Source organism: Nostoc sp. ChiQUE02 (genome assembly GCF_034531305.2).
Taxonomy (GTDB): domain Bacteria; phylum Cyanobacteriota; class Cyanobacteriia; order Cyanobacteriales; family Nostocaceae; genus Nostoc.
In genome coordinates this window covers 129,392-154,131 of sequence record NZ_JAVRBN020000011.1, presented here as the reverse complement: position 1 = coordinate 154,131, position 24,740 = coordinate 129,392, and the positions used below count along the sequence as shown (strand labels likewise).

Annotated in this window: 21 protein-coding genes; 7 read left to right on the top strand and 14 right to left on the bottom strand. The window is 43.1% G+C overall.

The window, feature by feature from the left end:
- Positions 1–267 precede the first annotated feature (267 nt).
- Together RM347_RS14470 and RM347_RS14465 are read right to left on the bottom strand one after the other, a co-directional pair.
- Entirely contained in the window at positions 268–420 is a 153-nt protein-coding gene (locus tag RM347_RS14470; protein WP_322717264.1) for a hypothetical protein, read from the bottom strand.
- A 76-nt stretch (positions 421–496) separates the two neighbouring features.
- A complete protein-coding gene (locus tag RM347_RS14465; protein ID WP_334772835.1) occupies positions 497–652 on the bottom strand; it encodes a hypothetical protein in 156 nt (51 codons plus the stop codon).
- A gap of 446 nt (positions 653–1,098) precedes the next feature.
- Here RM347_RS14465 and RM347_RS14460 point away from each other — a divergent pair, with 446 nt between their 5' ends.
- On the top strand, positions 1,099–1,737 hold the full coding sequence (locus RM347_RS14460; RefSeq protein WP_416211883.1) for a L,D-transpeptidase: 639 nt from the start codon (positions 1,099–1,101) through the stop codon (positions 1,735–1,737).
- Between the two features lie 171 nt (positions 1,738–1,908).
- On the opposite strand, the gene RM347_RS14455 is transcribed toward RM347_RS14460, so the two are convergent.
- From RM347_RS14455 to RM347_RS14435, 5 genes are all read right to left on the bottom strand, one after another.
- Positions 1,909–2,448, bottom strand: a complete 540-nt coding sequence (locus RM347_RS14455; RefSeq protein ID WP_179068053.1) for a late competence development ComFB family protein — start codon at positions 2,446–2,448, stop codon at positions 1,909–1,911.
- A gap of 121 nt (positions 2,449–2,569) precedes the next feature.
- Positions 2,570–3,505: a M23 family metallopeptidase gene (locus RM347_RS14450; protein WP_322717263.1), complete on the bottom strand. Its 936-nt coding sequence runs from the start codon at positions 3,503–3,505 to the stop codon at positions 2,570–2,572.
- Between the two features lie 598 nt (positions 3,506–4,103).
- Positions 4,104–4,796 (bottom strand): DevA family ABC transporter ATP-binding protein, encoded by a 693-nt coding sequence (locus RM347_RS14445; RefSeq protein WP_322717262.1) that lies wholly within the window; start codon positions 4,794–4,796, stop codon positions 4,104–4,106.
- A gap of 56 nt (positions 4,797–4,852) precedes the next feature.
- Positions 4,853–6,025, bottom strand: a complete 1,173-nt coding sequence (gene devC, locus RM347_RS14440) for an ABC transporter permease DevC (RefSeq protein ID WP_322717310.1) — start codon at positions 6,023–6,025, stop codon at positions 4,853–4,855.
- A 103-nt stretch (positions 6,026–6,128) separates the two neighbouring features.
- Positions 6,129–7,325 carry an ABC exporter membrane fusion protein gene (locus RM347_RS14435; RefSeq protein WP_322717309.1) on the bottom strand — a complete coding sequence of 399 codons (1,197 nt, stop codon included), beginning with the start codon at positions 7,323–7,325 and terminating at the stop codon, positions 6,129–6,131.
- A 905-nt stretch (positions 7,326–8,230) separates the two neighbouring features.
- Here RM347_RS14435 and RM347_RS14430 point away from each other — a divergent pair.
- Complete coding sequence (locus tag RM347_RS14430; protein WP_416211882.1) at positions 8,231–9,025, top strand: DNA/RNA non-specific endonuclease; 795 nt, start codon at positions 8,231–8,233, stop codon at positions 9,023–9,025.
- Between the two features lie 108 nt (positions 9,026–9,133).
- Here the strand turns inward: RM347_RS14430 and RM347_RS14425 are convergent, their stop codons facing one another.
- The 4 genes from RM347_RS14425 to RM347_RS14410 all read right to left on the bottom strand — a co-directional run bounded on the left by RM347_RS14425 (position 9,134) and on the right by RM347_RS14410 (position 12,831).
- Positions 9,134–9,532 (bottom strand): nuclease A inhibitor family protein, encoded by a 399-nt coding sequence (locus tag RM347_RS14425; RefSeq protein WP_322717261.1) that lies wholly within the window; start codon positions 9,530–9,532, stop codon positions 9,134–9,136.
- Positions 9,533–9,565: 33 nt separating this feature from the next.
- Positions 9,566–10,279 carry a DevA family ABC transporter ATP-binding protein gene (locus tag RM347_RS14420; protein ID WP_322717260.1) on the bottom strand — a complete coding sequence of 238 codons (714 nt, stop codon included), beginning with the start codon at positions 10,277–10,279 and terminating at the stop codon, positions 9,566–9,568.
- A gap of 72 nt (positions 10,280–10,351) precedes the next feature.
- Complete coding sequence (gene devC / locus RM347_RS14415) at positions 10,352–11,527, bottom strand: ABC transporter permease DevC (RefSeq protein ID WP_322717259.1); 1,176 nt, start codon at positions 11,525–11,527, stop codon at positions 10,352–10,354.
- Positions 11,524–12,831, bottom strand: coding sequence for an HlyD family efflux transporter periplasmic adaptor subunit (locus tag RM347_RS14410; protein WP_322717258.1), 1,308 nt, complete (start codon positions 12,829–12,831; stop codon positions 11,524–11,526). The genes devC (RM347_RS14415) and RM347_RS14410 overlap by 4 nt, the downstream gene beginning before the upstream one ends.
- Before the next feature lie 305 nt (positions 12,832–13,136).
- Between RM347_RS14410 and RM347_RS14405 the strand changes: the two genes are divergently transcribed.
- Positions 13,137–13,751 carry a TetR/AcrR family transcriptional regulator gene (locus RM347_RS14405; protein WP_322717257.1) on the top strand — a complete coding sequence of 205 codons (615 nt, stop codon included), beginning with the start codon at positions 13,137–13,139 and terminating at the stop codon, positions 13,749–13,751.
- A gap of 163 nt (positions 13,752–13,914) precedes the next feature.
- Here RM347_RS14405 and infC read toward each other — a convergent pair whose 3' ends face one another.
- Positions 13,915–14,382 (bottom strand): translation initiation factor IF-3, encoded by a 468-nt coding sequence (gene infC, locus RM347_RS14400; RefSeq protein WP_292785786.1) that lies wholly within the window; start codon positions 14,380–14,382, stop codon positions 13,915–13,917.
- Between the two features lie 258 nt (positions 14,383–14,640).
- Between infC and RM347_RS14395 the strand changes: the two genes are divergently transcribed.
- Entirely contained in the window at positions 14,641–15,984 is a 1,344-nt protein-coding gene (locus RM347_RS14395) for a DEAD/DEAH box helicase (protein WP_322717256.1), read from the top strand.
- Positions 15,985–16,397: 413 nt separating this feature from the next.
- Here RM347_RS14395 and dnaG read toward each other — a convergent pair whose 3' ends face one another.
- Positions 16,398–18,362: a DNA primase gene (dnaG, locus tag RM347_RS14390; RefSeq protein WP_322717255.1), complete on the bottom strand. Its 1,965-nt coding sequence runs from the start codon at positions 18,360–18,362 to the stop codon at positions 16,398–16,400.
- A 141-nt stretch (positions 18,363–18,503) separates the two neighbouring features.
- On the opposite strand from dnaG, the gene tftA reads away from it, so the two are divergent.
- Together tftA and RM347_RS14380 are read left to right on the top strand one after the other, a co-directional pair.
- A complete protein-coding gene (tftA, locus tag RM347_RS14385) occupies positions 18,504–19,856 on the top strand; it encodes a hormogonium tapered terminus morphoprotein TftA (RefSeq protein WP_322717254.1) in 1,353 nt (450 codons plus the stop codon).
- 167 nt (positions 19,857–20,023) lie between these two features.
- Positions 20,024–22,555 carry a BsuBI/PstI family type II restriction endonuclease gene (locus tag RM347_RS14380; RefSeq protein ID WP_322717253.1) on the top strand — a complete coding sequence of 844 codons (2,532 nt, stop codon included), beginning with the start codon at positions 20,024–20,026 and terminating at the stop codon, positions 22,553–22,555.
- A 38-nt stretch (positions 22,556–22,593) separates the two neighbouring features.
- Here the strand turns inward: RM347_RS14380 and RM347_RS14375 are convergent, their stop codons facing one another.
- Positions 22,594–24,438, bottom strand: a complete 1,845-nt coding sequence (locus RM347_RS14375; RefSeq protein ID WP_322717252.1) for a tetratricopeptide repeat protein — start codon at positions 24,436–24,438, stop codon at positions 22,594–22,596.
- Between RM347_RS14375 and RM347_RS14370 the strand changes: the two genes are divergently transcribed.
- Positions 24,420–24,659: a hypothetical protein gene (locus tag RM347_RS14370; protein ID WP_322717251.1), complete on the top strand. Its 240-nt coding sequence runs from the start codon at positions 24,420–24,422 to the stop codon at positions 24,657–24,659. The genes RM347_RS14375 and RM347_RS14370 overlap by 19 nt on opposite strands.
- The last annotated feature ends 81 nt before the right edge of the window (positions 24,660–24,740 follow it).

The window sequence follows — 24,740 nt, the reverse complement described above, 5'->3', positions numbered from 1 at the left end:
CAATTTTGGATACATTTATAGCAATAAGGAGAGCCACTTTTTCTTTATACTGCTGGCATAGTTGCCCTTGCACCCATCAACTAACAAAGGCGCAGCAATATGCATATTTGGGTAGTTTTAGCAACTGGGTATATACGCTTGATAAAAATAATTAAATCTGGTTATAAGGATGAAGATAAAAATTTTGTAATTCTAACTTCTTGATACCTTTAAAATTCAGGTAATAATTTCTGGAAGTTGGGTTGCTTTGGTTGCTAGGATGGTGATTTATTTTTTTGATTTTGTTACCAGAATAGTTGCTGATTGTTCTGATTGTGGACTGTAGGCAGCACTAGAGTTATGTTGCTCTGGTACGCGAACTTGAAAAAACAAATTGAGGGAAAATGTAATTGTGACTGCTAACAATAGTTTTTCAAACATGGTTTTACTCCCACCTACACCATTAATGGTTGATTGCTACATTTCAAGAGTTCCATTAGAAAGTCCGAGTAAATGCTTACAACCCCCAGAACTTTTGAGGAATCAGGTTGCTCACTTGGAGTTTTGCCCCTGGGACAATTCGCATAGTCTTAGTTTGCCCAGAGGTGTTGGCAGATTTATAGCGGAAATGATAAGTATTGATAAATTTTTGATAATCGGATGATGAACACATCCAATTGCTCGGCTGGATATGTCAGGGATAAACAATAGGCGATGGCAATGGTAAGAAACGAATCTGTAGGGCGGATGGTAATATTGCTCTGTTTTGGCACAGCATTTTTATCTTTAGGTGTCCATTGGCGCATTACTACGGCAGAACGGCAGTTTGAGAAGACTGCATCTACTTCGATGCGGCGAGATTTTACCCTAACCAACCCTAAGGGAAGCCGCCCAGAGGCAGTCTACAAGAATCTTTCCCAAGTGAGTTTAGGAGAAATTGCGCTGGGTGCATCTGTGCCACCTGATGAAGTTTCCCAAGGCTCAATTGCCCAGAGGGAGTTTACACCAAAATCCTCTGCTATTAAGTCGAAAATAATTAAGAAAAATGTAGCGAAAGCAACTACTCGGAGGGCTTCTACACTCAAGCGTTCTGCTGTTAAGTCTCAAACTAAGTCGAAAATAATTAAGAAGAATGTAGCGAAAGCCTCTACTCGGAAGGCTTCTACACTCAAGCGTTCTACTATTAAGCCTGAAACTCAGCCCCAAACCATTAAGAAAAATATAGCTAAAGCAACCGCCTTGCCAACAAAGACGCAGCTGGTGGCACAAGTAGAAAGACAAAATCCAGTTGCAGATAATTGGCCAAAAGGACTATGGTCTCAGGCTTCAGCCCAAGCTCAACAAATACCATCTAATAGGCTGGCAGATGCCAAGACGCAAGTAGTGGTTGATTTAAGCGATCGCCGCACCTATGTATACGCAGGAGATGAAGTGATAGCCAGCTACCCAATCGCTGTCGGTAAGAAAGGTTGGGAAACACCCACAGGTTCTTTCCAGGTGATTCACATGCGACATTATCCAGTTTGGCGTCACCCAATTACGGGCAAAGTATTTGAAGCTGGTACGGATAGTCCCTTGGGAGACAGATGGATTGGTTTTTGGTCAGATGGACGCAATGAAATTGGCTTTCATGGCACGCCGGATATTGACCTGGTAGGAACGGCTGTATCCCACGGTTGCTTAAGAATGCGTAATCCTGATGTCCGATTGTTGTATGAGCAAGTGAGTTTAGGGACAACAGTGTTAGTGCGTGATTAATTGATTAAGAGTCATTAGTCCTTTGTCAGGTTGTTCTTTGCAAATGACCAATACAACTCTTGGAGAGGCTGCGCCAACGGCTTCTCTACGAGACGCTACGCGTAGCTTGCTTCCCCGCAGGGGTACGCTCAGTACAAGTGAATAATGACTAATGATTAATGACTCTTAAAATTATAATTTTTGCTCAAAGTTAGGTGCGTATGTCTGAAGTAAAGCACTAACTTGGCGTACAACCTCATTGCCAGTGTTTTTGCCCAAGGCTTGCCGTTCTGGGAAGAAATTGGGTCGGTCGAGGTAACGGTTAATCGCCTCACTCACTTGCTGAGAAATTAAGTCTTGCAGTTGTGCCTGAGCCGTTTGGCGCTGGAAGTTAGCACCTTCTTCTGTAGTAGCATACAAAGGTGGTAGCCGATTGAGAGCGTAAGCAGCAATATCCCCGACATCCAGAGAACTTTCGCTGGTGGCTTCAATTTCTGCAACTCGTGCGATCGCTTCCGTCAGTACCAATTCTTCCATAACGTTAATGAATTGTTTGCGAGGTACCGCCACTACCTCACCAGTCAATAGTGCACCCATCAGCCGATCCAGCGCCATATACTCTTCAATTGAGAGTTCGGAGGCGTTGTCACAGATTCTACCGACTTCTGCTTCCATTGCTGGTGTCAAATAACCATCCTGGAGAGCTTGTTCTACAATTTTTTCGATACTCATAACGCTTATCATCATTTATGTTAGCCAAGCAAGGTAGGGACGGTATCAATCCTATTTATTTTGCCTAATTCTCAGCAAAAAACACAAAAATTATGCACAGACGGGATCAACTCCGCCTCTACTAGTTAACGACCTTAGTTCGCCAAGGTGTTGGATCAATAGATTGTCCGTTAACATACAGACCCCAGTGCAAGTGTGGCCCCGTGGCAGCACCCGTTGAACCTACTGCGCCAATTAGTTGACCAGCTTTCACAAAATCACCTTCTTTAACGTTAATACGACTCAGGTGCATGAAAATACTGGTTACTCCTTGACCGTGGTCAATGCCAACTACGTTACCATGAACCCGAAACCCTTGGGATACCCTACCTACCAAAGCAACTCGCCCAGCGGCTGGGGCAATCACCGGTGACCCGGCAGCACCAGCGTAGTCAAGACCACGATGATAGTAGTCCTTTGCAAATGTACCATTATAGTAGCGACGTACACCATAGTTTGTACTCATTCGCCCTGCATTGGGCTTTAGGAATACTCCATTCCAATACTTTTCTGGTGTTTGTAACGCCTTAAAAGCTGCTACGCGCTTAAGTTCATACTCTGTGGCATCCACTCCGGCTTTGCCAGGTGGCAAAGTAATGCGTTGTACGGGGAACTTACGATTAAGTACATTTACTGCCAAGTTTTGCACTTGACTATCCCCTGCAACTCGAAGTGTTCTAGTTCCAGCTTTTTCTAGTGGAGTTGTGGGAACAAAAGCCCGATACTGATTGGGTGCAATTTCAAATGCTGGGTATGTATTCTTACCACTAGCTACTGTTGGATTTGTACCATTCTGTGGATTATCTAGATTAATTTCCACCGAGAGTGTATCCCCTAATTTAGGATTAGTTGGAGTCACCTTTACTTGTAAAGCATCTACAGGCAATGCCAAGGCGATTGGGAGAACAGCAAATATTCCCTTTAACACATTTATTGCACGGTGATTGGCTGTCAAAGTTTTGACATTAAAACCGAGCAATTTTTTGTTTGAACTACTAGCGCTATTCTCAATAATCATAGAACTACAAAAAATCTCTTGCTTGTGTTGGAAAATAGACTAGCTTATGATCGCCAGTGTTTCCTGTTTGAAGCCGATATCGTTGAAAACCATAAGTGTTAGGAAATCCTCCAGGTACATAAAAATTACAAGGCCGAATGATTTTATCTATAATTTTAGTGAATTGGTTTTAACTCTAATAACCAAGGTGTATGACATTGGCAATGAGCATAAAATTTAACTAAATTGATGACAAAAACGCTCTCATCGCTTGCTATATGTATCACTTGTTAAGCAACAAAGGAAACTCGTTGTGGTTACAGTCATTACATAATAATACTTGAAGAAAATCTTGGAATCAACTGGACACTTGTTCAACTGGACACTAATATCACACTGTTAGGTTGAAATCGGTATAGGGAAATCACTTAAACCAGGTAAGTAAATCGGCTACGATAAATAATACCGTATCAAATAATGCAAGTATATTAAAATTTACTTATAGTAGCGTTTTAGCACCAAAAACCCATAAAAATAAATCACAAATTTAGCCTTGCCATGCCAAACTTAAGATTTAATTTATAAATTAACTCTAAATGATGGAATGCGTTGATCAACTTTAGGCTGATAGTATTACTTTTGACTTGAGTTTGCCATCTTCCATGTGAATGATGCGATCGGCAATGTCTAGGATGCGGTTGTCATGAGTAACCATCAAGATGGTACAGCTTTGTTCTTTTGCCAGTTTTTGCATGAGATTGACTATATTTCGTCCTGATTGACTGTCAAGGGCAGCAGTGGGTTCATCCGCTAGGATTATTTGAGGATGACTGACTAAGGCACGAGCGATCGCTACTCTTTGTTTTTGTCCCCCAGACAGGTTATCAGGATAGTAATGCAAATGATTTCCTAATCCTACTTGGTCTAACATCTGGGCTGACCTCGCTCGCATCTTTTTCAACCCAAGATGTTTGTGCAATTCCAAAGCCATTTGGACGTTTTGGATTGCCGTCAAACTACTGTGCAAGTTATGTGCTTGGAAAATATAACCATTACGCCGTCGCGCCTGCACTAATTGTTCAGCACTCGCACCATAAAGTTCTTGTCCCAACACCCGCAAACTACCAGATTGAGTAGAACGCAACCCACCCACTAAGGTCAGCAAGGTTGTCTTTCCAGAACCAGAGGGCCCAGTCATGATAATAATTTCACCAGCATTAATCTCCAAGTTGATATTACATAAAACTTGCTTACGAAGTGAGCCGTGACCAAAATGGTGGTTGAGATTCTGGATGGAGATGACGGGAAGCATATTTAGGGATTAGGGATTAGGGATTAGGGATTAGAAATATTTCCCAGTCCCCATTTTTAAAACATCTCAGCGGGGTCGGTGGCTTGGAGTTTGCGGGTGGCGATCGCACCGGAAATTGTACACATAATGATAGTCAGTACCAATACCTGCAATGCCCGAATCGCAGTCATGTACATAGGCAAATTTGTAACACTGCGAGTCAGTTGATAAAGTGCTAAAGACACTCCCAATCCGGGGAAGAAGCCCAGTGCTGCCAATATCAACGATTCTTCAAGCACCACACCTAGCAGGTAGTAATTACGATATCCCATTGCTTTGAAGGTGGCGTATTCCCGAACATGGGCATTAACATCAGTGGAAAGGACTTGATAGACGATAATCACGCCTACCACAAACCCCATCGATACACCCAGGCTGAAAATAAACCCAATTGGGGAATTTGTTCTCCAGAAGTTGTTCTCAAATTCAATAAATTCGGCATGGGTTAATACTCTGACATCATCTCTCAGGTAGGCTTTCAATGTTGCTGCCACTTTTTTCGGGTCATAGCCTGGTTTTAGAACAATCAAACCTAGACTGACACTGCTGGACTGTCGCCCAGAAAATAGCCGCAAAAAGTTTTGATCGCTGGTAATTAGGTTGCCATCAGAGCCAAAGGAAGCCCCGACTTGGAATAAGCCACTAATGTTAATTGTGCGCCGTTCTATTTCGGCAGTCAGGGTTTTACCTTGGTCAATTTGAGCGATCGCTTTTTGATAATCTCCTCTTGCACCACGATCAAACAAGACGGTATCCGGCATTTTGATCGCTTGCAATTGCTGGTTAACATCTGGTAAGTCAAAGGCTGGCTTGTCTGGGTTAAAACCGATAACTAACACCCCTGTCTCACGGTGTGTTTGGGGATTTTTCCAGATTGTATTGTTGAAATACATTGGTTCTGCCGACTTTACCCCTGGTATATCCATTGCTTGGTAAAGTCGCCGACGAGAAAATGTAGACAAGCTTGGCAGGTTACGGGCTTGGGGACTGGTTAAAACAATGTCTGCTTGCAAACTGCGATGCAGTCTGGTGTTACTATCATACAGCGCAGTTTGAAAGCCTAACTGCATGAACATCAGAAGATCCGCAAAGGCAATACCTGACAATGCCACTAAAAGACGGCTTTTTTCATGATTCAGTTGCAGCCATCCTAGAGGGGTTCGCCGTTGCAGTTGTTTGATCAATCCCATCATAAGAAGTGGGGAGTGGGGAGTGGGGAGCAGGGGAGCAGGGAGCAGGGAGCAGGGAACAGGGGGAAAATTCCTCTCTTCTGCCCAATGCTCAATGCTCTTTTCACAATTCAATTACTGCCTTAACTTGCATATTGGTTAAGGTGGCAGCTTTTCGACTGGAAGCTTCATCTAGTCGGATATGGACTTCTACTACTCTGTTGTCGATATTACTGACGGGATCTGTGTTAATGACATTCTGCCGTCGCACTTGTAAGCCTTTACGATCTACGATTCCCTGCAATTCAATGGGGAGGTAATCACCAAATACTCGCACTTGCTGCCCTGAATGCACTTTGCTGATATCGCTTTCGTAGACTTCGGCGATAACATACATCTGGCTGGTTTGACCGATATCTGCAATGCCATCATTTGATACTAATTCTCCAGGATGAGTGTGGATCTCAAATACCTGTCCATTTTGGGGCGATCGCACTTCAGCCTGATTGAGATTAATTTTTGCCAGATTCATGGCTGCTACGGCACGATTAATTTCCGCTTGGGCAGCTTCTACATCAACTCCGCGCACTTCGGCGATTTCATCGAGTGTTGCTGTGGCTTCTTTGACCTGTTGTTGGCTAGTTGATTGAGTACGATTTAACTGCGCCTGTGCTTCTTGCAAGCTTTTTTGGGCGGTTTCCAAGTTTAAACGCTTACTATCCCGTTGGGAGGCGGAAATTGCGCCCTGTTGATATAGTTGCTGATAGCGCTCGTTTTCTGCTTGGGCGTTACGCACTTCGGCTTGGAACCGCTCAATTGTCGCTGCTTGGGCATTAATATCACCTTGGCGTTCTGCTTCTAGGCGGGCGATCGCAGCTTTTTGGGCGGCAATTTCACCGCGTTTAGCACCTGCCTGGGTGCGGTTTAGGTTTGCCTGGGCTACTTTCACTTGTTCCTGCGCCTCTTTTAATGCTGCTTGCAAGCGATCGCGGCTGTTCAAAATTGCAATCACCTGTCCTGCCTTTACCCTATCTCCCTCCTTCACTAACAACTTTTCTACCCGACTTCCTTCCGCAGACACCGCAGCAGAGAGTTTAATTACCTTTCCCTGCGGTTCGAGCCGCCCTAAAGCTGTTACCGTTTTTAACTGTGGCAATTGTGTTGCTGGCACTTGTGCCTCTGAATTTGCAGAATTTTGCCAGCGTTTTACTGTATAAAAAGTTATTCCACCAACCAATAAAGATGCAATTATACTTATAGCAACAGATGGACGCAGAATAGACTTAGGGAACATTCTGTACCCTAGCTTTGAGTTTCGCACCATAGATTACCTCTTAACTAGTGGCGCAGAAAAAAGAATAGATTAGGCTTTTCTCCGTACTTGTTTGCTAATTCCTAGTTCTTTAGTCAGTTATTGTTGATTTATCACTTAAAATTCCATAAAATAATTTGGAAATTGTTGAGATTTTACTCAGATAAGGTGATTTAGCTGGCTAGGATAACAACGAATTACCTACTGAATGAGAGGTTTATTTTCCTAGCAACCTACCTTGGGTTTATGAAAGTACTCAGGTATAGTAAACGGTTTCAAAAATACGGGTTGTAACAGCGCCAACAATCAGATGTAAATTAAGTAAGCAGACAAAAATATTTGTGTCATTATAAGCCATTCAAACTAATGCCCAACTTTGGCAATGTTTACGACGGGCTAAGTCTACGCGACTATAAGACAAATAGCAATTGCATATATCTTAACTTCGCTATAACATAGTTAAATTTAATTATTTTTACTAATTTTTATAGTTATTTTTTTTTATTAAATTAAATTATTTGGTCATGAAAATTTAAAATTATATGCATGGTTAAAATATTAAATTCTTCTATGTGAACTCTAGACGTTTGTCAACAGATATTAGTGGACTGGCTTTTTATAACAATACTTATCATCGTAAAGCTTTACTGGGGAATTCTTAGAAGTGGGTCAATAAAATACCGAAAAAGAGCATCTTGAGTTATTGACTGCGAATAGGCATTATTGCTACAAACTATGGATTTGTGTCCATCGCTCTCGAATTAACCTAATAATTTGCAGCTTTTATAGTTTTTGTATCCCTGAATACTTGATATTTGGGACGTAAGCCATAGACACTAATTGTGTCTTTAAATACTAAACACGTGAGAAAGACTAGGCTTTTAAAATTTCTTCTGCCTTGTGTAGCTGTAGCCATACCTATAGCTTTGATCGGTTATTTACGCCCAACTAAAGCACAACTATCAAGTGTGCATCTAACCTTAGGCAATCCAAGTAATGCAACAACAAGTGTTTCATACCCAAACAATTATTTACTATTAAAACCTCAGTATGCGCTGAGTTACAGCCGCGACAGAGGCACTCCAAATTGGGTATCTTGGCAGCTAAATTCGTCGTGGCTGGGTTCAACGCCAAGGCAAGACAACTTCCGCGCTGATACCACCCTCCCTACAGGATGGTATCAGGTCGGTGGCTCTGACTATTCTGGTAGCGGGTTTGATAGAGGACACATGACACCTTCCGCTGATAGAACAAAGACAGTAACGGATAACTCTGCAACTTTTCTGATGACGAATATGGTGCCACAGTCACCGGATAATAATCAGGGGCCATGGGCTTCACTAGAAAACTACTTGAGAAGCTTAGTAAGCGGGGGGAAAGAACTATATATTATTTCTGGCACTTATGGTATGGGTGGAACTGGCTCAAATGGCACAAAATATACAATTGCTAATGGCAATGTTCAAGTTCCGAATAGAGTTTGGAAGGTTGTTGTAATAAATAACCCTGGTGCAGGAGCATCTGGGGTTACGACTAGCACGAGGGTTATCAGCGTTAATATGCCCAACACTCAAGGTATACGAAACAATGACTGGAGAACATATAGAGTCTCTGTTGACTCAATTGAAGCTCAAACAGGCTTCAATTTATTATCTAATGTGTCAACATCTGTTCAATCTGTGATTGAATCTAGAGTTGATAATTTGTAGTTATACCAAAACCACGCAAGTTTAAGATAATTCGTAATTAATAAATTGATTATTTCAATCAATAAATTGAGTTAATCTGTAAATTAATTACGAGTTACGAATTAGCTGCTAGGTTTCCACAACTTTAGTGGAAAGCCCTGCTATATCTCCAGATGGAGTTCTACCAGTGATATAAACATTAATATCTATTGTACCTATGCGATAAACTTTGATTTCATTTAAATTCTCTTTAAGAGTCTGGACAAGTGTTTGAAATTTTTTGACATTCTGTTTTTGTTGTTCGTCGTGCCACTCTTGTTCATAGGCACAATTCCGAAAGAAATAATCTAGAGTCACTTCCTCAACTGGTGAATCTTGAGGATAACCTGTTAGCCGTAGTAGTTCTTGAGTTGTTAGATTGTTAGCTTGAGCAGTCCATAAAAAAACCTCAAAAGGGTAGTCTGACTCACTCATCATTAACAAATCAGCAGAAGACTGTTTTAATTTTTCAGTAATTTCGTTACTCATGAGCCATTAATTTTTGATAACGCTTATACTGTATCATCCCCCGTTAGTTGAAACTGCTGAGACAGCAGCACGATCATTTATTAACTTGCCATCTTCCATGTAGACGATGCGATCGGCAATATCTAGAATGCGGTTGTCATGAGTAACCAAGAGAATAGTACAATCCTGTTCTTTAGCTAGTTTTTGCATGAGGTTGACCACATCTCGTCCCGATTTACTGTCAAGGGCGGCGGTGGGTTCATCCGCTAAAACAATTTTAGGACGACCAACCAGAGCACGAGCGATCGCAACTCTTTGTTTTTGTCCGCCAGATAAATCATCAGGATAATAATTGAGGCGCTCTCCTAATCCTACCTCCTCCAACATTTGAGCTGATCGGGTTTTCATTTCTAGTTGCGAAATATTTTTGTGCAATTCCAAGCCCATTCTGACGTTTTGCAGCGCACTCAGACTACCATGCAGATTGTGCGCCTGGAAAATATAACCATTACTGCGTCGCACTTGGGTGAGTCGTGCTGCGTTAGCGCCACAAAGTTCTTGTTCCAAAACCTGCAAACTGCCGGATTGGGCAGAACGCAAGCCGCCTACTAAGGTGAGAAGTGTAGTTTTACCAGAACCAGAAGGCCCAGTCATAATAATAATTTCGCCGGCGTTAATATCCAGATTGATATCAAACAGAACTTGCTTGCGAAGTTGACCATGACCGAAGTAGTGGTCAAGATTTTTAACAGAGATGACAGGAGGCATACCAATTTTAGATTTTAGATTTTGGATTGGCGATTAGGGATTTTCCGTTACCCAATACCCAATCTCCATTTTCTAGAACATATCTGCGGGGTCAGCAGACTGTAATTTACGGGTGGCGATCGCACCAGAAATTACACACATAATCATAGTCAGGGTTAATACCGTCAAAGCCCGTGCTACCGTCATGTAAAGTGGTAAATTGGTAGCATTACGAGTTAAATGGTAAAGTCCTAAAGGTGCGATCGCTCCTGGGATAAAGCCCAAGATTGCCAAAATTATCGCCTCTTCAAACACCACACCTAATAAGTAGAGATTGTTATATCCCATTGCTTTGAAAGTGGCATATTCTTTAATATGGGAATTTACATCTGTAGAAAGAACTTGATAGACGATAATCACGCCCACCATAAACCCCATTGCTACACCCAGGCTGAAGATAAACCCGATGGCAGTATTTGTTTTCCAGTAATTTATTTCAAATTCGATAAATTCTGCTTGAGTTAAAACTTTGACATCATCATCTAAATGAGCTTCTAAAGCTGCTTTCATCTCTTTTGGATCGTAGCCTGGTTGCAGCTGCACCAAACCGAGACTGACACTGCTGGCTTCTCGTCTGGGAAATAGTCGCAGAAAGTTCTGGTCGCTGGTAATCAAAGTACCATCTGCTATGAAGGAAGCCCCGACTGAAAATAAGCCGCTAATGGTAATTGTCCGCCGTTCTATTTCGGTTGTGACAGTTTTACCTTGGTCAATTTTGGCGATCGCTTCGTTGTAATCTCCTCTAGAGGCGCGATCGAAGAGAACGGTATCTGGTAGCTTAACAGCATCTACCTGGCGATTCACATCCGCTAAGTTAAACACTTGCCGATCGGGATTGAACCCCATAACTAATATTGTCGTCTTCTGTTGTGTTTGGGGATTTTTCCAATCAACAATGTTGACATACATTCCTTCTGCCGACTTTACACCTGGTACATCCATTGCTTGATACAGCCGCCGCCGCGTAAAGTTAGACATATTTGCTAGGTTACGTGCTTGGGGGCTGATGACAAACATATCAGCCTGCATACTGCGATGCAGGATTGTGTTACTTTCAAACAAGGCAGTCTGAAACCCTAGCTGCATGAACATTAGAACATCGGCAAAGGCAATGCCTGACAATGCCACCAAAAGACGACCTTTTTCATGACTCAGTTGCAGCCATCCTAAAGGTGTTCGTCGCCGCAGTTGCTGGATAAATCCAATCACAGTTCAATTACCGCCTTGACTTGCAAATTAGTTAAGCTAGAAGCGTTTTGGCTAGATAGTTTATTCAGTTGCACATGCACTTCCACTACTCTGGCATCAATATTGCTAGAGGGATCAGCATTGATCAGATTTTGCCGCTTTACCTGCATACCAATCCAATCCACTCTTCCCTCTAATTCATTGCGTAGGGAATCACTACTTACCCGCACATCCTGTCCCGGACGCACTCTCTTGATATCACTTTGGTAGACTTCTACTACTGCATACATCTGGTCGGTTTGACCTAGAGCCACAATTCCTTCATCGCCAACAGTTTCTCCGGCTCGTGTATTAATCTCCAAAATTCGACCGGCTTTAGGAGCCACAACGTATGCCTGCGCCAGTTCTGCTCTAATTTTCTCCACAGTGGCTTGAGCACTATCTATCTCTGCCTGGGCATTTGCTATGTCTGTGGGACGGACTTCAGCAGTTTGATTCAGGTTAGCTTTTGCTTCGTTAATCTGCTGTTGCAAGCTGGCGAGGGTTTGATTCTGGTTAGCTTTTGCTTCGTTAAGTTGCTGTTGTAGGGTAGCCACAGTTCTTGTCTGAGTGGCTTGGCTTTCAATTAACGCTTGAGTGGAAGTTTCTGCACTTAGACGTCTGCTATCAACTTCCTGGCTAGAAATTGCTCCTGCTTTATATAAAGTCTCGTAGCGCTGTACCTCAGCTTGGGCATTACGTCTCTCGGCTGCGACGCGAGCCACTGTTGCTTGCAAGCTCCGTTGTTGCCCAAGGAGTTCTGCTTCTATACGATTAATTGTGGCTTGCTGAGTTTTAATGTTTCCTTCTAGTTCTACTTGCAGACGATTCACGGTAGCTTGGCGTGCTCCAAGTTCTCCCTGTTTGGCGCCAGCTTTTACCTGGTTAAGACGGGATTTGGCAACTTGAACTTGTTTTTGTGCTTCACCCAAAGTAGCTTGTAGGCGATCGCGGTTGTCCATAATCGCAATTACCTGCCCAGCTTTGATGGCATCGCCTTCTTTCACCAATAGTTGCTCTACCCGATTTCCTTCATTAGAAGAAGGCGCTGATAGTTTTATTACCTCTCCCTTTGGTTCCAACCGCCCTAATGCTGTGACTGTTTTTACCACAGGCTGAACTGCTACTGGTGTTTTTTGTTTCTCATTAGCTGTAGCCTGAAGCTTCATCACAGCATAAACGCTGATTCCGCCTATTGCTAGAGATGTAATTATTGCAAGTAGAAAAGGCGATCGCAAAAGATTCTGAGAAGACCTTAAACCCTCTGAATTCCTGTTTTGCTCCATACTCTTTTCCCCTTACCACCAGTAGCAGCTTGTACTAAACTGTTCAGTTCAATTTATGCTAAACTAAACGGACTAGTTTAGTCAAGATGATACAACTAAACTTGTCAATCAATTTGCAAAGGCATTATGCAGGGGAATGCTATTCCCTATTGGGATTGATTGTCTACTACAAGAAAGTAGAAGCGAGGAAAGCTGATAATAGAGGCTTTTGGGCTTTATGAAAGGGTATATTTATTTTCGCCATTTTGTACTGGGGCATTTTGCAGCATCTATTAATATTGTTTATAAGAAAGGATGATTAATAAATGGTACGCATCAAAACTGGCGAAGTGGATCGAGACAATTCCGTTGATAAAGTGGAGCAAATTCTGCAAGGAGCAATGCAAGAATTCCTTCAACATGGCTATGCTGGTACAAGCATGGATCGGGTAGCGGTAGCAGCAGGTGTTTCTAAAGCGACAGTCTACAGCCACTTTCAAGATAAAGAAGGACTTTTTAAAGTACTGTTAGAGCAACTGACAAGCAAAAAGAACAGCTCCATTTTTGGCACAGAACCTATTGAAGGAGAACCAGCCGCCATACTGCGCCAAATAGTAACCAAAGCATTAGAGCAGATGATTAACGACCAAGAACATAGTGCATTTATGCGAGTACTAATCGGGGAATCTGGGCGTTTTCCTGAGTTAGCTCAAATTTGTGTTCGGGCGATGATTAAGCCAGTAGCGGAAACTCTCACTCACTACTTGGCAGCTCCGGAACTAAAGATACCTGACCCAGAGGCAACAGCGAGAATTCTCTTAGGAGCATTGGTGCATTTTCATATTACTCAAAATGTGATGCATGGACAGGACATTGTACCAATGGAAAGCGATCGCCTGATTGATGCCTTGACACACCTGATCACTAAATGCGCCGATTGATTGGTTATATCCCGGCGCGTGGCGCTTGTTTGGTCGGAAAGTCAAATTCACCTTGAGTAACTAACAGTTGACTATTTTTTCCATAGAAGCTAGTGTACTATCTCCGGCTTTTTTCGTTCCTTACAAGCTGCCACAAATACATCCTCCAGCGATCGCAAGATAACTAGGCAGGAATTACTTGAACAACTAGTGCGCGTTTATCCAGTGACTGGATTTTACCTACTTGACTGAGATCATTTGCAATTCGGTCTAGCAGTTCTCCTGCTTTGTCACGATATTGATGTTCTCGGCCTCGTAAACGAATGGCAAACTTAACTGAATCGCCTTTACTCAACCACTCACCTGCTTGTTCGATGCGTAAATTGTAATCAGCGACACCCACGTTTAGACCGAATCGAACTTCCTTTACCGTGGGTCTAGCACTCTGGCTCTGACGTTTTTTCTTTTGATACTGAAGCTTGCCATAGTTGAGAATCTTAGCGATTGGAGCGTCTTTGCCTTGGGAGACTACAACTAAGTCAAGCTCTAAGCTTTCGGCTAGCTGTAGCGCCTCATTGGTGTCGATCAGACCACGATTGTTATTCTCATGGTCAATCAAGAAGACGCTAGGTGACTTGATTTGTGAATTAATCAGTTGCTTTTGGATTGCGATAACGAATTTCTCCTAATTGTTCAACAATTTACATTCCAAGTAATGCTAATTTAACACAACACTGAATCGGAGCAACTTTAACCACACAATGCACTACAATCTGTTAGAATGTGGAATTGCGGCACTCGCTCTTCAGTCTTTGCGCTATTGCCCATCAGCCTTTCAACGCTTTTTTAATCCGTCCGCCTAAGACTGACGCCGCCATTGGCGACAGGCCGATGTTATTTTTGGAGTTTTATGTCTTTTTCTACTCTCGGCTTGTCCAATGAAATTATCCGTGCGGTTACCGAACGCGGGTACACTGAACCCACGCCAATTCAGATACAGGCGATTCCTGCCGTATTGTCGGGTAGCGATTTGTTAGCTGGGGCCCAAACTGGTACTGGAAAGACCGCTAGTTTTACCCTACCACTTCTGCATCGGTTGTCGTCTGACAAGAGCATCAAAGGTACATATAAGGGATACCCGCCGATTCGGGCGCTGATTCTCACCCCGACTCGCGAACTCGCTGCACAAGTCGAAGAAAGTGTGCGCGAGTACGGCAAGTACTTGAACCTAAACTCGATGGTGATGTTTGGCGGAGTCGGTATTAATCTGCAAAAACAGCGTTTGAAGGGTCGAGTGGATATTTTGGTCGCTACTCCAGGGCGACTGCTAGACCACGTACAGCAGGGGACGCTTAACCTATCGCATATTGAGGTTTTGGTGCTAGATGAAGCAGATCGGATGCTGGATATGGGTTTTATTCATGATATCCGTCGCATTCTTTCACTGCTGCCCAAACAGCGACAAAATTTGCTATTCTTTGCTACCTTCTCGGACAAAATTAAGGCACTAGCCGCCGGGCTGCTCAATAACCCGAAGATGATTGAGGTGGCACGCCGCAACGTTACCGCCGAGACGATCGCACAAAAAGTGTACCAGGTGGATCGTGACAAGAAACGCCAATTACTTGCTCACCTGATTCGGCGGGATAATTGGTATCAAGTGCTAGTGTTTACTCGCACCAAGTATGGCGCTGATCGATTAGTTAAGCAGTTGGGTGAAGACCGGATTCAAGCACTGGCAATCCACGGTAACAAGAGCCAGCCGGTGCGTACTAATGCTCTGGCAAAGTTCAAAAATGGCAGCTTACAGGTATTAGTGGCAACAGACATTGCTGCTAGGGGTCTTGACATCAGCGAACTACCCCATGTAGTCAACTTCGATTTACCCAATGTACCGGAGGATTATGTTCATCGCATTGGGCGTACTGGCCGCGCTGGCGCGTTAGGTGAAGCCGTATCGCTGGTGTGCGTCGATGAATACCCTCTATTGACAGATATTGAAAAACTGATCCAGCAGCGCTTGCCAAGGGAAGTGGTGGCTGGTTTTGCGCTCAACCCCGATATCAACCCCGAAGCAATCCCAAATGGACGGCAACACAGAGTCAAGCCCGAACGTGACAAGCGTCCGGCTCGTACTCCTAAACCGTCACCACAGACATCGGCTAAACGTAAGGCAGCGCCACCTGCCACGGATGGCGATAAACCTGGTGCTCGTTCGTCGGCATCGCGCCGTTCTGCTAAACGCGATCGCTAATCTTCATTAGCTGTTCAAATCAAAAGCCTTTCTCCTAACACGAGAGAGGCTTTTAATTTTCCCCATTTTTTACAAGGGAATGGGATTAGGGGGTTAGGTTTCGCTCTCTTCTTTTCCACATAACGTGAAAATTCATTTTGACTCAATACAGTTCAGTTAAGAAAAATTGTAGGTTGGGTTAAGCAAAGCGCAACCCAACAAAGCCCCGGAAATGTTGGGTTACCCTGCGGGAAGCCTCTTTGAGTCTACGTTCCTCAAACGCCACTTGCTTCTCCCAAGGGGAGACGCTACGCGAACAAGTCGGGAAACCGCAAGGGCGCAGTGGCTCCCCAACCTACACAGTTTAAGGTTTTTGGTGCTAACTGAACTGTATTGATTTTTAATCAAGAGTTAGGTTGGGCGTAAGTGCCAGGCTACAATAACTCTGTGATGGAAAATAAGCGTTGTCTGTCTATTTTCTGAAGCTTGATTTTTTCAGCATAGAAAGCTTGATAATAAGATTGATAACGCTCTGGTTCAGCTTCTGGATCGGTTTGTTGCCATAATTCCAAAAAGTGACGATAGCGTTTTTCAAGCATTACTAAATCCATACAAGCGATCGCAGCTTGAACTACTTGCGGAGTCCGAAGTATTTCTTTCTGGTTTTTTTCATCCACATGAAACAAATGGGAAATTAACCCCATCTCGCTGTCAAATTCTAAGAACTGGTCTTGCAGGCGGGAAATTAAATCTGGTGGAGATGCAAAATTTTTCGTTTCTCCATCACCGGATGAAATTTCTAAAATTTTTTGCCATAAAAATCGGTGGTGGGAAAGGCTAAATTGCAAATCTCGCTCCTCTAGTTCGTCAATAATCGCTTGACGCTGTTCGGGACAATGCAAGTAAATTCGTAGCAATAACGCCTCTGCGTGTTCTAAAAGGCTACGTTCTGTAGGGAGTGCAGAGACGCGATTAATCGCGTCTCTACTAGGGGATTTGCTACCTCCCCATGCTTTTCTAGCTGACACAGGTTTAGAGTATGTAGCCGCAGCCGGAGCAATTTGAGTTAGCAGATTTTCGACTCGTAGAGGTATAAGTCTGGTATCTCCCAAGCTGAGTATTTCTGCACAGTAGGAAACGTAATAATTTCGTGTATCGCTGTTAGCTATATTTTTAAGTAATTTGACTATTTGCTGAGTTACTTGCTGAAAATCAGTAGCCTGTCTTAAGTCGCGGTCTTGAATAATTTGCTGAATTTGCCAGTCTAACCAAAGTGGCGCATTTTTTAGTAGTTCTCCATAATCTTCTGGGGTGTGGCTATGCAAGTATTCATCAGCATCTTTACCATCGGGTAAATTGAGAATCTTTAGCTGAACTTCGCCTTTGTATGCCAGTTCGGCAATTTCACCGATCGCCCGTTCAGCGGCATTGGTTCCGGCTTGATCAGCATCAAAGTTGAGTACTAATTGTTTCGATTCGGTGTAGCGTAATATTAGCCGCACTTGTTCTAAACTTAAAGCTGTACCGAGTGAGGCGATGGCGTTATTAATACCAGCGGCGTGGAGAGCGATCGCATCAAAATATCCCTCTACCACCACCGCTTGATCGAGTTGGGAAATTCCATCTTTGGCTTGATCGAGGGCAAATAATGTTTTACCTTTACTAAAAAGTTCGGTTTCTGGTGAATTGAGATATTTAGGTTGCTCATCAGTCAGGGTTCTACCACCAAAGGCAATGACGCGACCTTGGACATCACGAATGGGAATCATCAAGCGATCGCGAAATACATCATAATATCCACCTCCTTCCCGGCGTGGCTTAATCAATCCCGCTTTTTCCAGTATTTGCACTGGGTAATGTTTATCTTCCACTAAATAACGATAGAGAGTTTCCCAACCTGCGGGGGCATAACCTAAACCAAATTGCTGTATAGTTTCTTCTTTGAGTTGGCGGTTAGATTGCAAATATTGAAGTGCCTTTTGCCCTTGTGATTGTCTGAGGGCATGTTGATAAAACTGTGCTGAAGAAGCCAGAACTTCATATAACTGCTCACGCAAAGATAGCTGACGCTGTAACTCTTGGCGTTGTTCAGGTTCGAGAGTTTGCACAGGCACTTGGTAACGCCGTGCTAAATCCAGCACTACATCAGCAAAAGAACGCTTTCCCAACTCCATGACAAACTTAATGGCATTTCCCCCAGCTTGACAGCCGAAGCAATAGTACATTTGCTTGGTCTGACTGACAGTGAAACTGGGAGATTTCTCATCGTGGAAGGGGCACAAACCAACAAAATCCTTTCCTCGTTTGCGTAAAACTACGTATTCCGAGACGACATCTACAATATCAGCCCGTAGTTTAACTTCCTCAATTGTGTCTGGGTGCAAGCGGGGGATTTGCATTCTAGTCTATTTATTAATTCATGGGTTGGTAGTTAACACTGCGGTGCGTTTCCCAACTGATAGCTATTATATTCTTGTTGCTAGACCAAGAATGATCTATATAATTGCTTACACTTAATTTTATCAGAGGAAATACTGAGAATGGGACGTATTTTTATATCAGCCGCTCATGGAGGCAAAGAAGCTGGAGGAATCGATCCAGGAGCGATCGCAGGTGGTACAACTGAAGCGAAAGAAATGATTTTGCTGCGCGATTTGATTGTCACGGAACTAAGGGCGCGGAATTTGGAAATTTTGGCGGTTCCTGATGACTTGAGCGCCACCCAAACTATCACCTGGATCAATTCCCGCGGCCGTCGGGGTGATGTTGCCCTAGAAATTGAATCTAATGCGGCTAACAGCCCCTCTGTGCGTGGGGCTAGCGTCTACTACATTGCTAATAATAGCGATCGCAAGAGTAATGCTGAACAATTGCTAGTGGGGTTGTTGCGCCGTGTACCCCAATTGCCGAATCGGGGAGTCAAGCCAGATACAGATAGTGGATTGGGTCGTTTAGCATTCTGTCGCCAGACAACGCTGCCAGCTTTGGTGATGCAAGTGGGGTTTCTTAGCAATCCAGAAGATCGGGCTTTGCTGCAAACTCGTCGCCGCGATTTTGCCTTGGGGATTGTCGATGGATTGGTAACTTGGAGCCGTGTGATTGACCCCAGTCCTGGAACTCCGGCGGAACCAAATTATCCGGGAATTAATATCAATATTAATGGGCAAAATTACTCGGAGCAAGGAGTTTTAGTTAATGGTAATGCTTACATCCCCATTGATTTAGTAGACCGTCTGCGGATTGACCTTTCAAAAGCGGCTAATGTCAATCGGATTACCTATCGCAAAGTAGTTTATGTCAAAGCGATTGAACTGCGAGATTTTAATGTTGCAGTCAATTGGGATGCTGCAACTCGGACTGTCAGCTTGCGATCGAATTTAGTGGTTTGCCCTGGTCAATTTGAACGGGTGATGTCGAACGGTAATACTTCAGAAGTACAGTTACAATTATTTCTCAGAAATAATAATGAAAATGCTTTAGTAAAGTTTCCTGATATCCCAAAACTTTATCGAGAAGAAGCAGGTATAGAGGGAGTGAGCTATGATATTGCCTTTTGCCAAATGTGTGTAGAAACTGGATTTTTACGGTTTGGTGGTGATATTAAACCTGAGCAAAATAACTTTGCAGGTTTAGGTGCGATCGGCGGTGGTTCAGAGGCTGCGTCTTTTCCAAGTGCCAGAATTGGAGTCAGGGCGCATATCCAACATTTGAAAGCTTACGCCAGCTTAGAACCTTTGGTAGAAGAAGTAGTAGATCCAAGGTTTCGCTTTGTGACGCGGGGAATTGCGCCATTAATTGATCAGCTATCAGGGCGGTGGTCAGCAGATTTGGATTATGGTACGAAGATTTCAGCAATGCTCAAACGACTATATGAGTCAGCAGGACTTCTTTGAGTCAGGAGTCTCAAAATTACTAAGGTTCTGCACTACGCGATCGCAAACGTGGACTGCTTCAGCACAAGGATGCCGTAAAGTTGTTGTAAACTTGATAGCAATTAAGAAGACAGAGCGTGATCGTCCCATCAAGGAGTAAAGCGTTAATAGCAAGCCATAACAGGAGTTTGGGGTTTACCAGCCTCGCAGAACTATCAAGTGGAAACTTGCTTGCAGAAGTGGATCTTCATCGGGCTGTAGTAAGTTTAAAGCTAAGGCAAGCCAAAAAAGAGTCGATGGGTCAGTTTCTGACCCCCACCTCAGTAGCCCAATTGATGGCTGGGATGTTTAACCAGCTAGATTTGCCTGAAATATCCTTGCTTGATGCTGGAGCAGGAATTGGTTCATTACTAGCAGCTTTTGTGGCAAAAGTATGCCAGCATCGAAAACACACCTCAAGTTTGCGCGTTGTAGCATACGAGATTGACCCTTTTCTAATAGGATATTTGCATCAGACTCTAGAACTATGTGAGAGGGAATGTCAACGTGTGGATATTTCCTTCAATTACGAAATTCGTGAGACTGATTTTATCGAAGATGCAGTTAGGCTGCTTCAGGTTGGTTTATTAAATAATGCAAACGCAACAGAATTTACCCATGCTATTCTCAACCCGCCTTATTTGAAAATCAATGCTCATTCCAAAGTGCGCGAATTGCTGCGTTCTATCGGTTTGGAAACTAGCAATCTTTATACTGGTTTTATGGCTGCGACAGCGCAACTTCTGAAACCAAGTGGGGAGTTTGTAGCGATTACGCCACGCAGTTTTTGTAATGGGCCATATTTCCGTGACTTCCGCAAGATGTTTTTAGAGATAATGGCTTTACAGCAAGTACATCTTTTTGAGTCGCGGCAAGAAGCATTTAGTGACGATGATGTTTTGCAAGAAACTATCATTATTCAAGCTACAAAACAAAGGCAAAAGTCTAGCAGTGTCATCATCAATACTAGTTCTGGTACTAATGATGACTTTATCATGTCACACTCTGTACCATATACAGCCTTAGTTCACCCCGATGATATAGAGCAGTTTATTCATATTCTTCCAGATAAGATTAGCCAACAAATCGTTCAGCGAATGGCACTTTTCCCCTGTACGTTGAAAGATTTGGGGCTAACAGTTTCAACCGGACGAGTAGTAGATTTTCGAGCAAAAGATTACTTAAGGACAAATCCAGAAAACAATACTGTTCCTTTAATTTATCCGGTGAATTTATCGGATGGATATGTAGATCACCCAAAAATAACTAAAAAGCCTCAAGCGATAGTGCATATAGAAGAAACAGCGAATCTTCTAATACCAAATGAGCATTACGTCTTATGCAAAAGATTTTCGTCGAAAGAAGAGAAAAGGCGTGTTGTTGCGGTGGTTTATGATGCCAACCAATTTAATTATGCCTATGTCGGCTTTGAAAATCACTTGAATTACTTTCACAAAGATGGGCGTGGACTTAGCCTTACCTTGGCTCGTGGGCTTGCTGTTTATCTGAATTCAACCCTAGTTGATGCTTTTTTTCGGTTGTTCAATGGGCATACTCAGGTTAATGCAACAGATTTGCGAAAATTAAAGTACCCTAATTTGGAACAGCTATTGTCCTTAGGGACAGGGATTAAAGAGCAGTTTCCTTCTTTGCGGGAAATTGATGAACTTATCGAAAATCAGCTATTGAGTATGTCGAATCTGTCAGAGAATAACCCAATTGCAACTAAGTCTCGAATTGATGAAGCGCTGCAAATCTTGACACAATTAGGCTTTCCACGAGCACAGCTTAACGAACGGTCAGCTTTAGCTCTCCTGGCGTTGCTTGACTTAAAACCGACAGAATCTTGGCAATTGGCAACTTCGCCTTTAATGGGAATTACGCCCATGATGGAATTTATGGCTCAACATTATGGCAAAGCCTATAAGCCCAACACACGGGAAACAGTTCGCCGCCAGACAGTGCATCAATTTCTGGATGCAGGTTTGATAGTTGCTAATCCAGATAATTTAAGCCGCCCTATCAACAGTCCTAAAACTGTATATCAAATTGAAAACAGTGCGCTAGAACTATTAAAAACTTACGGTACTGACGAATGGGAAAAGAGCATCCGCACTTACCTTGCTTCAGTTGAAACTCTGAAAAAGCAATATGCTCAAGAACGCGAAATGTCTCGTATTCCTATAGTTATTAATGGAGAAATTAAAACTTTATCACCAGGTGGTCAGAATATTCTAATTGAAAAAATTATTAATGATTTTGCCCCTCGTTTTACTCCTAGTGGAAAGCTCATCTATGTTGGCGATACAGATGAAAAGTTCGCCCACTTCGATGAAGCAGCATTGGCAGATTTAGGCGTTAACATCGATTCTCACGGCAAAATGCCAGATGCGATCATTCACTTTACAACAAATAACTGGTTGGTGCTGATTGAAGCTGTAACCTCACATGGCCCAATTAATCCTAAACGGAAGAAGGAACTTGAAATTTTATTTAGAGGTGTCCAAATACCTCTGGTGATGGTAACAACATTTCTCAGCCGCAAGGCAATGGTGGCATATCTGGCAGAGATTGTTTGGGAAACAGATGTTTGGGTTGCTGAAGATTCAACTCACCTGATTCATTTCAATGGTGAATATCTATTACAGGCTTACCAAATAGAAAAGAAGAAAACTTCCTGAATATACAGCAATACGCTTACCTGAATCAAATTACTTTCTTACATATCTTGTTTATATTCTTCTAACAATTGCGGAATGTGATCGTACCCATCTACGCCGATAACTGCAATAATTTTTGGGCGATGTTGCTGTAAAAACTTTTGGAAAGCTTCTGCCCCGATCTGTCCTTGTAAAATTGTCAGTAACCCTGCTGGTTGTCGCCACTCACTAGAAGCAATTTGCTCCAAAAGATACATTCCCAAGCAGCCTGTGTAAACAGTTTTGTCTGAATTTTGTAGATGGTAATAAGCTTCTGCCAAATAAGCTAAGTTCCGCCCTTGGAGATACAAATCACCAGAAACTTGCGCTGTTTTAAAGCCATCTTCAAGATATTTAATTGCAGTTTGGTGTTCTCCGATTACTAAATAGGCAATTCCTAAGCTGCTGACACACAAGGCTTTACTTTGAATATCGCCTAATTTTTCTGATAATTTTAAACCTTGTTCCAAATAATTAATTGCGGCTTCATAGGTTTCTGGCTCTAGATTTTCCAATTCCTGAGCTTGCATGACTTCGCTATAACCCAAATTCACTAGCGCATTTGCTTCTCCTGTGCGATCGCCTGCTTGCCGACTCAGTATTAATGCTCGTTGACTATAGTTAATTGCCTCACCATAACTTTGCTGTTGTACGTAGGTGCGGCTGAGGTGGTTGAGATTGGCAATTTCACAGGTGCGATCGCCTGCATTTCTGGCTATCTCTAACGCCTGCTGATGAAAATCAATAGAGCGCTGATATTGTCCTAAAGCACGCTGAGAATAGCCTAAAAGTGTCAAAATTCGCGCTTTTTCCTGGGTTCCCTCGCCTCGCCGCAGCGGTTCATCCAAATAATCGAGGGCATCTCGCAAATAAGTGCCAGTAAAAGAGGCAAAAATCCCGCCGTAAAAGGGAAAATATGGACGCTGGGCAAAGGTTCGCAAAATCTGGAGCATGATTTGAGAACAGGCATCGCTGTATACTGTCCCAATGCTGCTAAAACCACTTGCTAACTGACTCCAAATCACTGCAAAGGTCAAAAAAGTGGAAATGGACAACTTTGGCCCAGCCTTAACATCGTAAGCTTGTTGGTCAAACCAGTTAATTAGTCCCCGTTGCAAGAATTGTAAAATCAATGCCATTTCCACCCAATCTCTGAGGGTGATACCACGCTGTCGCTCGGCAAACTCAATTGCGGATTCTTCCCTAGCTAAAGTGCGAAGCAGTGCTTGGGGTAACTCACTATTGAGTTGTTTCGCCCAACTTGCCCAAGGACCACGTTCTCCCGGTACACCACCAAATCCCAAAGATTCTTTTTGCTCGTACATCCAACTGAGCAAGTTGTCTTGTAATCGCTGCCAAGAAGCTAAACCACGGGTAATCCCTTCAGAAAATTGTTCTAAATCAGAATCTACCTGAGCGAATTGCTGTAATGATTTTGACAACTGCTGTAGCTGTTGTAAATTTAGCGGATATTTCTGATTGGGGTCAGTAACCCGTATAAATGCCGCCAAACGCTCGTCAGCAGAGGCTGTGGTAATTTCTGTAACTGCGGAGGCGATCGCTTCTGTGGCTTTGTTTTGCTCTTGCCAGCGTTGCCATTGACTTTGAATGGTCTTAATGGCTCTCAAACTGCGAGTAGCCTTAGCTTTTTTGAGTTCGTCTTTTTGGCTATCTACTTGACTTTGCAGGGAATTCAGGCGATCGCTCAAAGCTAGCTCAAAAACTTCCCCTGTACCGGAAGTGATTCCTTTCAGCAGCATTTGATACACCTGTTCTACAGAGCTAATTTTGCCCTTGAGGGTGGTTTCGACAATTTCATCGATTAAGGCAAGATAGCGATCGCTTAATGGCAGAGAGTCTGGCACTTTGGCTACTAGGAGAATGTCACGTCAATTCTAATTCTAATCTTGGCAGCAAAGGTGGGGGAAACAATTGGCAACAATTGATCTGCTCAGAAGGGATTGAAATTGGAGAAGCTGTGGGTAAAAGAGGGTTTTGGTGCGTTTTTGACACTGTAGTGCTACCAAGCAAGCTGCGATCGCAATATTTAGCAACTTCCAGTCAATCGGAAGCGAAAAAATACTGATAAATTTCTTTTTTCAGCAAGCCCTATGTATAAAGTAGCGTAAATATTCCAAAGCTAAAAATATCACCAGCAGCCAAAGCT

Bases quoted from the DNA above. Each gene is read 5' to 3' on its own strand.
- RM347_RS14445 (WP_322717262.1), bottom strand. From the start codon at position 4,796: ATGCTTCCCGTCATCTCCATCCAGAATCTCAACCACCATTTTGGTCAC.
- RM347_RS14450 (WP_322717263.1), bottom strand. From the start codon at position 3,505: ATGATTATTGAGAATAGCGCTAGTAGTTCAAACAAAAAATTGCTCGGT.
- RM347_RS14420 (WP_322717260.1), bottom strand. From the start codon at position 10,279: ATGCCTCCTGTCATCTCTGTTAAAAATCTTGACCACTACTTCGGTCAT.
- RM347_RS14405 (WP_322717257.1), top strand. From the start codon at position 13,137: ATGGTACGCATCAAAACTGGCGAAGTGGATCGAGACAATTCCGTTGAT.
- RM347_RS14470 (WP_322717264.1), bottom strand. From the start codon at position 420: ATGTTTGAAAAACTATTGTTAGCAGTCACAATTACATTTTCCCTCAAT.
- devC (WP_322717310.1), bottom strand. From the start codon at position 6,025: ATGGGATTGATCAAACAACTGCAACGGCGAACCCCTCTAGGATGGCTG.
- RM347_RS14465 (WP_334772835.1), bottom strand. From the start codon at position 652: ATGTGTTCATCATCCGATTATCAAAAATTTATCAATACTTATCATTTC.
- RM347_RS14395 (WP_322717256.1), top strand. From the start codon at position 14,641: ATGTCTTTTTCTACTCTCGGCTTGTCCAATGAAATTATCCGTGCGGTT.
- RM347_RS14370 (WP_322717251.1), top strand. From the start codon at position 24,420: ATGGCAGAGAGTCTGGCACTTTGGCTACTAGGAGAATGTCACGTCAAT.
- dnaG (WP_322717255.1), bottom strand. From the start codon at position 18,362: ATGCAAATCCCCCGCTTGCACCCAGACACAATTGAGGAAGTTAAACTA.
- RM347_RS14410 (WP_322717258.1), bottom strand. From the start codon at position 12,831: ATGGAGCAAAACAGGAATTCAGAGGGTTTAAGGTCTTCTCAGAATCTT.
- RM347_RS14455 (WP_179068053.1), bottom strand. From the start codon at position 2,448: ATGAGTATCGAAAAAATTGTAGAACAAGCTCTCCAGGATGGTTATTTG.
- RM347_RS14425 (WP_322717261.1), bottom strand. From the start codon at position 9,532: ATGAGTAACGAAATTACTGAAAAATTAAAACAGTCTTCTGCTGATTTG.
- tftA (WP_322717254.1), top strand. From the start codon at position 18,504: ATGGGACGTATTTTTATATCAGCCGCTCATGGAGGCAAAGAAGCTGGA.